Below are 13522 nucleotides of genomic sequence, written 5' to 3'. Positions count from 1 at the left end.
GTCAGTCCATTTTTTTACTTAATTTTACGAATAAATACGACTTTTAAATAGTTACCTTCTTTAAACTGTTTAGTTGTTTTAAAATCATTAGGTAGGCTGAATTCTTCCATTAATTTATATTGCCCGCCTAATTCTTTAAAGGCTGTGTCAATAAACCCTTTAAATTTATTCATTCCAAAAGTACTACAATTCGTTGAAGCAACAATTACACCATCATTTTCTGTAATCGTAATCGCTTCTTTCAACAGGTTCTTATAGTCCTTTTCGGCGCTAAAGGTATGTTTTTTAGATCTTGCAAAGCTTGGTGGATCTAGAATAACCATATCAAATGTAAGGTTTTTTTTAACTGCATATTTAAAGTAATGAAATACATCCTCAACGACGATGCTCTCGGTAGCAGGGTCAATTCCATTAATTTTAAATTGTTCTTTTGTTTTATCTAGGCTCCGATTTGCTAAGTCAACACTAGTAGTCTTACTCGCCCCTCCAACTGCTGCAAAAACCGAGAATGCCCCTGTATAAGAGAAAGTATTTAATACTGTTTTATCGTAAGCATATTTATCTCTAATTAGTTTTCTAACTTCACGTTGATCCAAAAATACGCCTACCATTGCGCCATCATTTAAATAAATGGCGAAATTAACTCCATTTTCCTTTACGATAATAGGAAATTGACCTCTTTCTCCCATTACAAAATCATCTTCTTCAATATACTGACCTTTTGTATCAAAGCGCTTTTTCTGATAAATCCCTTTGAATTCGACAATATTCTTTATTGCTTGAATAATCCAATCTTTGAATTGATAGATTCCTTCGCTATACCAACTAATCAAATAAAATCCATCGAAAAAATCAATTGTTAATCCACCAATTCCATCGCCTTCTCCATTAAATACTCTAAATGCTGTCGTATCAGAGCTAATATAATATTGTTGGCGGTTTTCGATCGCTTGTTTAATTTTATCTTCAAAGAACTTAGGATCTAGCTTTTCATGCTCCTTCAGGCTTAGAATCCAGCCTAAACCTTTATTTTGCTTTCCGTAGTAGCCCTTTCCAATAAAACCATTACGTTCATCTACTAGATTAATAATTGTTCCTTCATTAATGAAATCTTTACTATTCACGATTGATTCTTTTGAAATTAGTGGATACCCGTTTTTATAATCTTTTACAAATTTTTGTTTAATTTTTAAATTCATTTCTTTATCCATAAGCCCATCCATTCATTGTCTTTTTTACTCATTATTTCCATAATCAATTATTATAGTGTGGTCTGTTAGACAAAACTGCAAACTTTGCTAATATATAATTTTTTTCTATGAACTAACCGCTAAAAACCATTTTGCGTACAACGCGCTATCAAGTCTTTTATTATAACATGACGAACAAACAAATTAATCGATCTCGCTTTTTTCTAAGCAACAATAATAGTAGTCTTTTTTTTTTAGAAACTAAAAATAAATTCTTTCACATAAAAGACCATGGATTTTCTCCTACTAGTCATTGTAATATTAATATCAAAAAATACCTTTTGATGTAATGGTAAAAGTGGCAATACTAAAATAAGCGCCAAATTATCTAGGCCAGAACATTCTTGTTCAAAGTGAAAGGGATTATAATATGGAAATTATTAATGAAACAATACAAATAGAGGACTTAAAAGAGAATAAGATAATTGGGAAACCTAAACTAACAAATTCAAAAATCATTTTTAGAGGAAAAGGAAATCTTCTATATTGTGATAATGAAAATGTTCATTTAGTAAATAGTAATATAGAGTTTAATGGAAATGACACAATTATTTTTCTTTGTAATAACAGGTTTAACTATATACTTAATGCAATTGTTTACAATAATTCTGTATTATTTTTTGGAAAGGATAATTATTTTAACAACAAATTAAATTTAATTATTTCAGAACAAAAAAATATAATTGTGGGTGAAGGTTGTTTATTTTCATTCGACTGTTGGTTTAGAACAGCGGACCCTCATCTCATTTATGATTCTTTCACAAAGAAAAGAGTTAATCCAAGTAAAAGTATATATATTGGCGATCATGTTTGGATTGGTCAACATGCATTTATTTTAAAAGGAACTCAAATTGGTTCAGGCAGCATTATCGGAGGCATGTCATTAGTTAGTGGGAAAAAAATTGAATCTAATTCTTCATATGCCGGCAATCCAGTGAGAAAAGTTGGCGAATCGATTTTTTATACTAGTGACAGTGTACATGCGTTTACAGAATTAGAAACAGGAAGTCATGAAATTTTTGAGAGTGACGAATTTATTTATTCATATACTCAGAATGAGGCGCTCCCATTTCCTTCAATTGAAAAATCATTAACAGAATTTAAGTTGGTTTCAGAAAAACTAGATTTTATAATAGAGAATTTACAGATGAACCGAAAGAAGAACCGTTTTTTCATTGGAAAACCTATTGTAAACCAGAGTTTTATAGAAAAAATTAAAAAAATGTTCAAAAGTATTTAATGTTAAAAAAAATAAATGAACGCCGCTTTAGTTCAGTAATAGGCAAGATCTCTAGAAATGTAAAAACCAGAGTTATTTTCTTTTGGAAATAGTTCTGGTTTTATTCATTTGAGCTATTAACTAGTTTTTCCGTATTTCTTAAAATATTAAAACACCCCTTAAAACCAATGTTATCCGACAGAGGTTTTAAGGGGTGCAGTCGAACTAAGTAAGATTTTATATCATTCATTAACCTGTTGAATTCTTCTAGCAAAATCAACAAATTTAAACTTATCCGGGCGATGTCTAGATTGCCCATATTGTAATAGAGAACCATCGTCTAAATAGACGAAAGTATTTACAACTACTACCATATCATAGCCATCTAAATCTAAATATTTTTGGTCATCTTCTGTGCAAGCTTGGACTACAATTTCTTTTTTCGCAAAGCCAATATTTAAGTGTAGAGTATTTTCTATATAGTCAAAAATTGATCCTTCGCAGATTGACCTTGAAAGTTTTTCGACATATGAACTATTGTAATACTCTTTGTCTAAAATTATTTTTTTCCCGTCGATTTTTCGAGCTCTAACTACTTTCCAAATCGCTGTTTGGTCGTCTATTTCTAGTTGTTCTCTTATAAATTTACTAGGCCACTTCTTTTCAAGAATTTCTACAATCGTTTCTGCTTCTCTACCGATTTGGTTTGATAATTCTTTAAAACTAATTAAACCTGTTACCGGGAAATTTAATTTTGCAGTGTCTAAAATAAACGAACCTTTACCTTTAACTTTATTTATATATCCGTTTTGCTCAAGCATTTGTAATGATTTTCTAATTGTATCTCTAGAAACATCAAATTGCTCCATTAATAACTTTTCAGAAGGTATTTTACTCCCAACAGTAAAAGCCCCTTTTTCAATCTGTTCAATTAACTTATGATAGATCGAAATATACTTTGCGTTCATTTTCATCACCTAGAAAAATTTTATTATATTCTCACATTTTTCTCAAGAAGGTAACAAATAGACTCATATGGGCGCAACGTAAATTCGGTTAAATCCTGACTAGAATCATTATAATTTGAAATTAATATCTGCTTGTTATACTCTCCAATAGTAATATCTTCTGGTAATTTAAAAAGAGTATCTTCGCCATAAAAATTATTAACGACTAACAGCATTTGGTCATCCAGCTTACGAGTGTATGCAAAGATTTGTTCATGATTTAGTAATAAAGAATCATACGTACCTGTCGAAATAATGTCGAATTTTTTTCTTAAATTAATTAGTTTTTTATAATGATGAAACACTGAATCTTCATCAGCTAGAGACTTTTCGACATTTATTTCTTCGTAATCTTTTCCTGTTGAGATCCAAGGTGTTCCAGTTGTGAATCCTGCATGTATTGAATCATTCCATTGCATAGGCGTGCGAGAATTATCCCTTGATTTGCTTTTTAAAATGGCTAATATTTCCCTTTCTGGAACCCCATTTTCTTTTAATATTTTATAATAATTTAAGCTTTCTACATCTCGATAGTCTTCAATTGCGTCAAATTTAGGATTAGGCATACCAATTTCTTCACCTTGGTAAATATATGGAGTTCCCCTTAATAAATGCATTGAAGTAGCAAGCATCTTGGCTGATTCTTTATGATACTTTTGATCGTTTCCAATTCGTGAAACAATACGCGGTTGGTCATGGTTACACCAAAATAAGGCGTTCCATCCATTTCCTGATTGCATACCTTTTTGCCACTGATCCAGAATTGACTTAAGTGACATAAAATCAAAATCCATTAATGACCATTTTTGGCCATCTTTATAGTCAATTTTTAAATGATGAAAGCTAAAAACCATCGATAACTCATTCTCTGACGGATTTGAGTATTGAATACAATGGTCGATTGAAGTTGAAGACATTTCACCAACAGTAATGATTTCTTCCCTCTTACCAAAAGTCTCATTATTTAACTTCTTTAAAAACTCATGAATTCGAGGTCCGTCTGTATAGTATTTTCTACCATCACCTGTTTCGTCATCAACCATAACTTCTGGCTTAGAAATCAGATTAATGACATCCAAACGAAATCCTTTTACTCCTTTATCAATCCAGAAATTAACGATATCGAATATTTCGTTTTGTACCTCATCATTTTCCCAGTTTAAATCTGGTTGAGTTTTATCAAAAAGATGCAGATAATATTCATTTGAATTCTCAACTTTTTCCCAAGTTGAACCACCAAATTTGGAAATCCAATTCGTTGGCTCTTTTCCGTCCATTTCTTCTCTAAAAATATAATAATTTTTATATTTTTCATCTCCATCAAGGGCTCTCTCAAACCACTCATGTTTTGACGAAGTATGATTAAATACCATATCCAGCATTATTTCTATATCACAACGTTTCGCAGCTTTCACCAATTCATCAAAATCTTCCATTGTTCCGTATGCTGGATCAATATTTCGATAATCCGCGACATCATAACCATTATCATTTTGAGGAGATACATAAAATGGAGTAAGCCAAATGTAGTCAACACCTAATTCTTTTAAATAATCAAGCTTTTTTGTAACTCCTCTTAAGTCTCCAAAACCATCTCCATTCGAATCATAAAAAGACTTAGGATAAATTTGGTATACGACACTGTTCTTAAAATCCTTCATTTTGATAATCTCCTTGATTAATAAATAAATTCGAAAGGAAGGAAAATAAATTTCCTTCCCCTTAAATAATTATGAGTTTTTCACTAGCAGTTTTTTCTTGTTAAAGATAATCGTTAAAGTGAATGGGACAACGACTGCAACTAGCATAGCGATTGAAAACATTCCAATATGTTTTGGCTGAATAGATAAAATTGCTGGAAGACCTCCAACACCAATTGAATTCGCCATTACACCTGTACCAACTGAAACAATAGCAGCAATACCCGAGCCAATCATGGCAGCTAAGAATGGATAAGCATACTTTAAGTTAATACCAAACATTGCTGGTTCTGTTACCCCTAAGAAACAAGAGATAGCAGCAGGAATTGATACTTGCTTTTCTTCTTCATTCTTTCTATTTAAGTAAAGGATTGCTAAAACAGCTGAGCCTTGTGCGATATTTGATAAAGCAATCATCGGCCACAGATTCGTTCCGTGAAGCTGACTCATTAGTTGAAGATCGATTGCGTTAGTCATATGATGCAATCCAGTTATTACTAGTGGTGCATAGAAGAACCCAAAAACTAAGGCAAATAACCATCCAAATGAAGAAGTTAATCCTGAATAAACTACATGTGAGATAGCTGAACCGATTTTCCAACCAATTGGACCTAATACTACATGTGCAATTAACACTGTTGGTACTAGCGCAAAGAACGGTACTACAATCATTGAAATTGCACTTGGAACGATTTTTCGAATGTTTGTCTCTAAAATCGCTAAAGTGAAACCGGCTAAAATAGCTGGAATAACTTGCGCTTGATAACCAATCATATCGATTTTAGCAAAACCAAAGTCCCAAACTGGTGGTACAGCACCACCTGCTACTGCGTATGCATTTAGTAGCTGTGGTGAAACAAGTGTAATACCTAAAACAATCCCCAGAATTTGAGTAGTACCCATTTTCTTTGTAATTGACCATGTAATACCAACTGGTAAGAAATGAAAAATGGCTTCACCGATCAACCATAAAAAAGAATGTGTACCTGCCCAAAATTGAGAGGTTTCAACAAGTGTTTTTGTACCATGATCTAGTAGTTTAATATCGCCAATTATGTTACGGAATCCTAAGATTAGACCCCCTACAACAATGGCTGGAATTAATGGTGAAAAGATTTCCGCTAAGTGAGCAAGTAGTCTTTGAATCCATGTCATATTTTGCCTAGCAGCTATTTTAGCTTCATCTTTTGAAGTTTCCTCTACCCCAGCTAATTTTACAAATTCATTATAAAAAATAGATACTTCATTACCGATAATTACTTGAAATTGCCCGGCTTGCGTAAAAGTACCTTTAACTATTTTAATTTCTTGAATCATTTTTTCATCAGCTTTTTTAACGTCTTTCAGCACAAAACGCATTCGTGTTGCACAATGAGTTACTGTAGCGATATTTTCTTTACCACCAATGTACTGAAGTAATTGTTTTGCTTCATCACTAAATCGGCTCATGCTATCCCCTCCTCGAGCATCTATTATTTATTTATAAATTTTAAATTCATCCTGTACGTACAAGATTAGTATATTCTTGTACGTACAGGATTGCAAGCGTTTTTTGTAAACGTTCTCAAATCTTAATAATTTCCATGGAAATCGCAAATCAGTTTACTAGTTTAATGAAAACGGTATGATTGCTAACACATACGGATTAAAATTTCATTTATATAAAAATATAAAAGTTGATAAAAAAACCGTTAACCTCTATCTGTTCCCAGGTAGAGCATTAACGGTTTTTAGCTTTTATTACATAGTTTCCTCTGTAAAGTGATCAAATACAATACATCCAGCTCCTTGTGCAACGATATTATACGCTGTTGATGATTTAATGATTTGAACAGGACTGTTTGGGTAATTTTTCAATCTTCCTTGTGCAGTTTCGCATGCTACATCAAAGAATAATGGCTTTGGAACTAATGTACCTCCACAAATTACAATATCAGGGCGTACGATATAAATTAGATTTGTCAGTCCCATTCCAAAGTAATTAGCCGCCTCTTTTATGACCTCTAAACAAAGTGGATCTTCCTTCTCTAAAGCTTCAAGAATTTGATGATAGCTAATATTTTCGACATCGTTTAATTCACCCATCAAAGAAGTAATCTCGCCGCGCTTAACACGTTTGATCACCTCTTCTCGAATCGCAGGTAAACTACTGTACGCTTGTAGACAACCATATGAACCACATGAACAAAGTTTTCCATGAATATCAATGATCATATGTCCAAATGCATCGTCCATTTCGTTCTTGTTACTTATTAATTTACCTTGTTGAATAATTCCACAACGTATTCCCATATCACTCGAAACAAAAACAATATTTTCGTTTTCTTTACTGAAATTTAGTCTGTACTCTGCTAGGGCGGCTAAATTTGTGCCGTTATTTAGGAATACTGGGCAATGATTGGCCTTTTGTAAGTGCCTAACAATATTTAAATCGTCCCATCCATCTGCTAAAAATGATCCCGATTTAATCATTACGCCCTTTTCTTGATCAATTGGGTCTAACACTCCAATTCCTATGCCTAATAATTGGTCTTTATTAATCTTATTTTGATCTAATAATTCTCTTACACTTTTGGTTACAAAATTTAAAGTATATTCTCCAGTACTTACGTTGCTCATTTTTAATTTTTTTGATTCCACAATTGTTAGATTTAAATCAAGCAGTAGTACTGTTGTAAATAAATTCGTGATTTCGACACCGATTAAATAGAATGCAGTTGGGTTAATTACATACATTGCTGGTCTCCTTCCACCGCTAGAGACCCCTAATCCACTGTCGTATATAAGTCCTTCCTGTACTAATTCATCTAATAACCGAACACAAGTAGTATGCTTATACCCTGTCATTTCAGTTAATGTACTAACTTTAATTGGTCCTAATTTTCGTACTAAGCTATATAAAAGCTTTAAACTTTTGATTTTAGGCGACTGATAGCCTATAAATTGCCTGATCATTGACTCCTCCAAAACCCTAATCATATTTTACTTCCACTTAACTTTTTATATTTTATGAATTAAGTATAGCGATTTATACACTATACTTATAGCTTTTTTATAAAAAAGAACAAACTTTTTACCAAAATGATTTTTAGTCTGTTTACAAGTAAGGATCTATCCTTTAGACTTATGGTGAAAGCACTATTATTAATTAGAATTCTTATCACAATCCCTATCGCTCATTTTAGGAGGAAAAATAAATGCATAAAACTGAACATATTTTAGAAACAAGAGATTTTATATTAAGTAAAACAAACTACCGTCCAACGGTTGGATTAATATTAGGTTCTGGCTTAGGTACTCTTGCAGATGAAATCGAAAACTCTGTTGTAATTCCTTACAGTGAAATTCCTCATTTTGCAAAGTCTGAAGCAGTTGGACACGCAAATGAATTAGTAATCGGTGAATTAAAAGGCCAAGCTGTGGTAGCAATGAAAGGCCGTTTCCATTATTATGAAGGCTTTACTTTAGATGAGGTAACGTTCCCTGTCCGTGTAATGAAAGCACTTGGAGTAGAAAAATTAATCGTAACAAACGCTTGTGGCGCTGTTAACACTAGCTTTAATCCAGGCGATTTAATGTTAATTACAGATCATATTAATTTAGTTGGAACAAATCCTTTAATTGGACCAAATAACCCAGAATTAGGAACTCGCTTCCCTGATGTTTCTGAAGTATATAACAAAGAATTACGTAGCCTTGCATTAAATGTTGCTGCGAAACAAGATCTAAAATTACAACAAGGTGTATATGCTTGGTGGAGTGGCCCTTCATACGAAACACCTGCTGAAATCCGTATGATCCGTACACTTGGTGCTGATTCTGTTGGGATGTCAACAGTTCCGGAAGCAATCGTAGCTGTTCACGGAAGTATGAAAGTTTTAGGAATCTCTTGCCTAACAAACATGGCCTGTGGCATCCTAGACCAACCATTAAACCACGAAGAAGTAATCGAAGTAGCAAGCATGGTTAGAACGAAATTCGTTAACTTAGTTAAGGGCATTTTAGAAGAAATGTAATTTGAAATACGGAGTAACGTGTGAGTAGCTCTGGGGGGAGTTATTACCGGAGAAATATCTCACCAAACTAGTCCGTGCAAAATATGAAATTAGATATGAGTAAAGAGGTCTTTCCTCTTTACTTCTTTTTATTAGGAAGAGGTGTTATTTTGAAAGGCATACTCTATATTATTATCGGTTCTGTTTGTTATGGCGTTTTGTCTACCTTTGTAAAATTGGCTTATGGTGATGGTTTTATTGTAAATGATGTAGTTGGTATGCAAATGTTTGTTGGAGCTATATTGTTATGGTCCATCGTACTTTTTAATAAAAGTAGATCCGCTAAATCAAACAATGAACAATATTTAAAGCCTACAAAGAAGGATGTTTTATTACTTGTTGTATTAGGGTCTACTACTGGTTTAACAGGGATGTTTTATTATTTGGCTTTACAATATATTACTGCATCATTAGCAATCGTGCTGTTGTTCCAATTCACTTGGATTGGCGTTTTATTAGAATCAGTAGTCAATCGAAAACTTCCTGAAAAAAGTAAATTGCTCTCATTGATTCCTCTCGTTATCGGCACGATCTTTGCGACAAATGTTTTAACCGATGGTATTGGTTCATTGAATTGGTTAGGAGTTTTATTTGGGGCGTTGTCCGCGGTTTCGTACAGTACTTTTATATTACTTAGCGGTAGAATCGCTTTAAAAGCAAACCCAATAACAAAAACAGCATTAATGATTACTGGCGGGTTTATAATTTGTGCTATCTTCCTCCCACCTACATTTTTCACAAATTGGCACTTATTTGCAGAACTTTCATTAAAGTACGGACTGATCCTTGGCTTTCTAGGTCCATTTTTCTCTACTTTAATGTTTTCAAAAGGCGTTCCTTTAACTGGTTCTGGTCTTGCCTCTATCTTAGGGGCAGCAGAGTTACCGACAGCTACATTAATGTCAGCGATTGTATTAAAGGAAACGGTTGGAGCTCCACAATATTTTGGCATCATTTTAATTTTAATCGGTATCGTTTTACCTGAATTCCTTAAAAGAAAGTCACTTCAATCAGCATAAAAAAATTATTCTTACATTAAACTCGTAAAAATACATTATGCAACATATATCTGCTAATGCTCCGAATAATTAAATGGATATTTCAAATAATATTTCAGATGGCTCGCAAATCGCTTGCAATTGAAAATCGATTTTTTGGATTTGTCTACAAACAAAGATATTCACAGTAATATCTTTGTTATTTTTATGGAGGTGTTTTTATGAAAGTAAGAGACGTAATGTCAAGTAATGTTGAATGTTGTTCAAATCAAGATTCTTTACAATCAGTAGCAAGTAAAATGGAAAGCTTAAATGTTGGAGCAATTCCAGTTGTTGAAAATGGACAAGTAGTTGGAATGATTACAGATCGTGACTTAGCTTTACGTGGAATTGGTCAAAATGGCAACGCAAATGCTTCTCAAGTAATGTCCAATGACATTGTGACGATTGATTGTAATGCCAGTCTTCAAGAAGCGTCGAGTTTAATGGCACAGCATCAAATTAGAAGATTGCCAGTCGTAGAAAACGGCAACCTTGTTGGAATGCTTTCACTTGGAGATTTAGCTGTACAAGAACAATCAGACGAAAGTGCTGGCGAAGCATTATCACAAATCTCTCAGAACGATATTAAATAATTAAAAATGAACAAAGGGACCGTATCTACTCGGTCCCTTTTATGATTTCTTATTTATTCATTTGTGAAAGAAAATCTCCGAGGAGACTATCCATATCTTCCTCTTCTATTTCTTCTTCAGCTGCAGAGATTTCATTTTTGCTTGCAACTTCCCAATTAAAGTTATCTAAATCATCATCACGATCGGCTTTTCTTCCAATATTACCTAATTTTGTTGCATTCCGTTCGCTTGTACGTATTTCTGTCTGAACGGGTTCCAATTCTGGCTCTAGCTCATTTATTTCTTCTTGAAGATATAGAGCTTCTTCAATCGCTAGACTATTACTATTTAGCGATGTAATAAGAGAAGCAGTTCGAATTGGATTGGATAATAGTTGGTACACAATACTTCCTAATAATGCCTCAGAATGTTCATGTTTTAACCAATCTCTTTGAGCTTTATCTAGGCTTTTAGGAAGTGGAATCGTTATTGTTTGCCTTTGCTTTGATAACGATTCATTAATTCCGCTTATTACGTACTCAGCAATCTTACTTGAAAAGTTTCGCCTTTCGCTTTGCTTAAGCTGTTGCAAATGTTTTATGATCTGATCAGGCGTATCGGAAGGGATACGAAATGTAATAGGTTGTCCCCTCGTCAATTCTTTTTCCTTCATGGAATCACCTTATTTTACTTTAGACATTTTTTGTTCTTCTTTTTGAGTTTGTTGTGCTTCCCTTTGATTTTGATTTTGATTTGCTTCTCTACGGGATTCTCTTATTCTTTTTATTTCAAAATCGGCAATTAGTTTATAATAAGCATTCGCCATCATCCAGATACTTTCCTTCTCATCTTCAAAGAAATCAATATTATAACCATCTAAGTTGTTATTTAGTGTCTTAAGATAATCCTTTAAGATTAGGGAACCTCCACCGATGAAATAGCATATTTCAGTTTGAGAGTTTTTCTGCCAAATATTTCTTAAATGACGATACTGTTTTTTTGCTAATTCCAATAAAATTCGGTCTACAATATCATGAACGCTTGTCCGACTACCTTTAACATAAATATGATTTCGGTCACTTTTCTTAGTAATAATTTCTACTACATCTCTACGGCTATCGAGTTCAACGCCATGTCTAGAACGAATCTCTTCACGAATTGCTTCTAGTGATTCTGCTACTCCAAGATTAAAGCCTTGAGCTTTATCGTCATCTACCTTCCTATTTCTAATGACAGCGATATCAGTTGATAATCCACCGATGTCTTGAATAAGGATTTTTTTATCAATAAGATCTTTGTTAATTATGTTTAAATGATTATCCATAACTAGATTGATAAAAGCGGCAAATCCTTCAGGGTAAACTTTAACATCTTCAAATTTAATATTAACTTTTAATCCTTGATATCTAGGCGTTACTAAAAACTCTACTTGGTGAACTGAACCTAGTAAACGCGATCGATAACCGACATCCTTCCCTTCCTTTACTTCTCTAAGTGGAAGGCCAGTTCCTAGTACGTATGTTACCTCAATTACATTGTTAGAGTTCTTTACTACTTGTTTATTTTCTTCTCTTGCTGCATCTAATGCTAACGCTGCAAATAACATAATAAGTGTTTGATCTTCTTCAGACTTATTACTTCCAGGATCTAATTCAGTTGCATTACTACTTTTTGTTGCTAAGTTACCTACTCGGTAAACAGTATTATTCTCTTTTAACGTAGGAGAGTGAACGCGAATATGTATTCCATCAACTGGATCTTGGTTGTCTAGTTCCTCTATACCAATGATTGGACGATCTTCTGTATCCCTAGCAATAATATTAGGAATATTAATCTCAGCTTCCATCTTCCCAAAAATTCCTTTGAGTGAATCGTTTCCAACATCAATAGCAGCTATACGAGCATTTACCATATAAATCATCCCTTTCATTATTAATAGATTTATAGTCTTACTTGTAGTTCTACTAAAATCGTATCTAACTTTAGATAACCGGTCAATCATCATTTGTAAGTATTATATAAATGTAAACGAATTGTCATCTTGTATACAAAATCGTAAACACATTATTCGTTTACACAAATGTATACATGTTTACAAATCTGTATACATTTGTGTACAAAAACGTGTACTTGTATACAAAAATGTATACAACTCTCTCTTTTCTAAACTTATTTTAGGACGATTGTTTTCTACCTCTGAGAACTATAAAAATTAGATATTTTAAACCAATAAGATGAGCTATATTAGAGCAAATATTGAAGGTAAGAACACTAAGAGAACTTCTTTGATAAAGTAGTGATTTTTGTTGGTAATATTTTTTTGAACAACATACTGAAATTAAATTCTCAAACTAAATGCAAACATAACTGCCAGCGCCTTTTCCAGAGCCTCAAAATATTAACTTGTTTACTATGCTTGTATAGATGTGTGATGTGTAACTCGAGATCGAATATTAAGTGTGCTTCGTTTATTAAAAGGCAATTCTTCATAGTTATAATTATTTTAGATGTTTTTTTAAATTAAATTTTTTTATGAAGAAGTTCATGCTCAGCCAAGAGTACTCGAATCCTTTAGGGAATGCGGTAAAGTTGAGATCCATTTCAGTCTCTGGTTAATGTGACGGTAAGGCTCAAGTCTCCCCCCACAGAAGACACTCATCCTTTATATAAAAAATAATG

The 13522-nt window shown here is 33.1% G+C and carries 11 protein-coding genes; 4 read left to right on the top strand and 7 right to left on the bottom strand.

Features of this window, described 5'->3' with window-relative positions; genetic code table 11:
• Window positions 1–14 precede the first annotated feature (14 nt).
• On the bottom strand, window positions 15–1211 hold the full coding sequence (locus COE53_RS02180) for a class I SAM-dependent rRNA methyltransferase (protein WP_098947374.1): 1197 nt from the start codon (window positions 1209–1211) through the stop codon (window positions 15–17).
• A 409-nt stretch (window positions 1212–1620) separates the two neighbouring features.
• Between COE53_RS02180 and COE53_RS02175 the strand changes: the two genes are divergently transcribed.
• The gene (locus COE53_RS02175; protein ID WP_025568341.1) at window positions 1621–2490 is read left to right on the top strand and encodes an acyltransferase; all 870 of its coding nucleotides are present in this window, start codon (window positions 1621–1623) and stop codon (window positions 2488–2490) included.
• A gap of 221 nt (window positions 2491–2711) precedes the next feature.
• Here the strand turns inward: COE53_RS02175 and treR are convergent, their stop codons facing one another.
• The 4 genes from treR to COE53_RS02155 form a co-directional block, all read right to left on the bottom strand.
• Complete coding sequence (gene treR / locus COE53_RS02170; RefSeq protein WP_025568340.1) at window positions 2712–3437, bottom strand: trehalose operon repressor; 726 nt, start codon at window positions 3435–3437, stop codon at window positions 2712–2714.
• Between the two features lie 23 nt (window positions 3438–3460).
• Complete coding sequence (gene treC, locus COE53_RS02165; RefSeq protein ID WP_098947372.1) at window positions 3461–5137, bottom strand: alpha,alpha-phosphotrehalase; 1677 nt, start codon at window positions 5135–5137, stop codon at window positions 3461–3463.
• 69 nt (window positions 5138–5206) lie between these two features.
• Window positions 5207–6625 carry a PTS system trehalose-specific EIIBC component gene (treP, locus tag COE53_RS02160; RefSeq protein ID WP_025568338.1) on the bottom strand — a complete coding sequence of 473 codons (1419 nt, stop codon included), beginning with the start codon at window positions 6623–6625 and terminating at the stop codon, window positions 5207–5209.
• Window positions 6626–6916: 291 nt separating this feature from the next.
• Window positions 6917–8131, bottom strand: coding sequence for an ROK family transcriptional regulator (locus COE53_RS02155; protein ID WP_098947370.1), 1215 nt, complete (start codon window positions 8129–8131; stop codon window positions 6917–6919).
• Window positions 8132–8373: 242 nt separating this feature from the next.
• On the opposite strand from COE53_RS02155, the gene COE53_RS02150 reads away from it, so the two are divergent.
• The 3 genes from COE53_RS02150 to COE53_RS02140 all read left to right on the top strand — a co-directional run bounded on the left by COE53_RS02150 (window position 8374) and on the right by COE53_RS02140 (window position 10864).
• The gene (locus COE53_RS02150) at window positions 8374–9192 is read left to right on the top strand and encodes a purine-nucleoside phosphorylase (protein WP_025568336.1); all 819 of its coding nucleotides are present in this window, start codon (window positions 8374–8376) and stop codon (window positions 9190–9192) included.
• A gap of 149 nt (window positions 9193–9341) precedes the next feature.
• Window positions 9342–10250, top strand: coding sequence for an EamA family transporter (locus COE53_RS02145; RefSeq protein WP_025568335.1), 909 nt, complete (start codon window positions 9342–9344; stop codon window positions 10248–10250).
• Window positions 10251–10450: 200 nt separating this feature from the next.
• Complete coding sequence (locus COE53_RS02140) at window positions 10451–10864, top strand: CBS domain-containing protein (RefSeq protein WP_025568334.1); 414 nt, start codon at window positions 10451–10453, stop codon at window positions 10862–10864.
• A gap of 49 nt (window positions 10865–10913) precedes the next feature.
• Here the strand turns inward: COE53_RS02140 and COE53_RS02135 are convergent, their stop codons facing one another.
• Together COE53_RS02135 and COE53_RS02130 are read right to left on the bottom strand one after the other, a co-directional pair.
• Window positions 10914–11516: a hypothetical protein gene (locus COE53_RS02135; protein WP_025568333.1), complete on the bottom strand. Its 603-nt coding sequence runs from the start codon at window positions 11514–11516 to the stop codon at window positions 10914–10916.
• Between the two features lie 9 nt (window positions 11517–11525).
• A complete protein-coding gene (locus COE53_RS02130; protein WP_025568332.1) occupies window positions 11526–12755 on the bottom strand; it encodes a ParM/StbA family protein in 1230 nt (409 codons plus the stop codon).
• Between the last annotated feature and the right edge of the window lie 767 nt (window positions 12756–13522).

Source organism: Bacillus sp. AFS029533 (genome assembly GCF_002585125.1).
GTDB lineage: Bacteria > Bacillota > Bacilli > Bacillales > Bacillaceae_G > Gottfriedia > Gottfriedia luciferensis_B.
This window is presented reverse-complemented; position numbering and strand designations above follow the sequence as displayed.

Bases quoted from the DNA above. Each gene is read 5' to 3' on its own strand.
- COE53_RS02155 (WP_098947370.1), bottom strand. From the start codon at position 8,131: ATGATCAGGCAATTTATAGGCTATCAGTCGCCTAAAATCAAAAGTTTA.
- COE53_RS02130 (WP_025568332.1), bottom strand. From the start codon at position 12,755: ATGGTAAATGCTCGTATAGCTGCTATTGATGTTGGAAACGATTCACTC.
- treR (WP_025568340.1), bottom strand. From the start codon at position 3,437: ATGAACGCAAAGTATATTTCGATCTATCATAAGTTAATTGAACAGATT.
- COE53_RS02175 (WP_025568341.1), top strand. From the start codon at position 1,621: ATGGAAATTATTAATGAAACAATACAAATAGAGGACTTAAAAGAGAAT.
- treC (WP_098947372.1), bottom strand. From the start codon at position 5,137: ATGAAGGATTTTAAGAACAGTGTCGTATACCAAATTTATCCTAAGTCT.
- COE53_RS02180 (WP_098947374.1), bottom strand. From the start codon at position 1,211: ATGGATAAAGAAATGAATTTAAAAATTAAACAAAAATTTGTAAAAGAT.
- treP (WP_025568338.1), bottom strand. From the start codon at position 6,625: ATGAGCCGATTTAGTGATGAAGCAAAACAATTACTTCAGTACATTGGT.
- COE53_RS02150 (WP_025568336.1), top strand. From the start codon at position 8,374: ATGCATAAAACTGAACATATTTTAGAAACAAGAGATTTTATATTAAGT.
- COE53_RS02135 (WP_025568333.1), bottom strand. From the start codon at position 11,516: ATGAAGGAAAAAGAATTGACGAGGGGACAACCTATTACATTTCGTATC.
- COE53_RS02140 (WP_025568334.1), top strand. From the start codon at position 10,451: ATGAAAGTAAGAGACGTAATGTCAAGTAATGTTGAATGTTGTTCAAAT.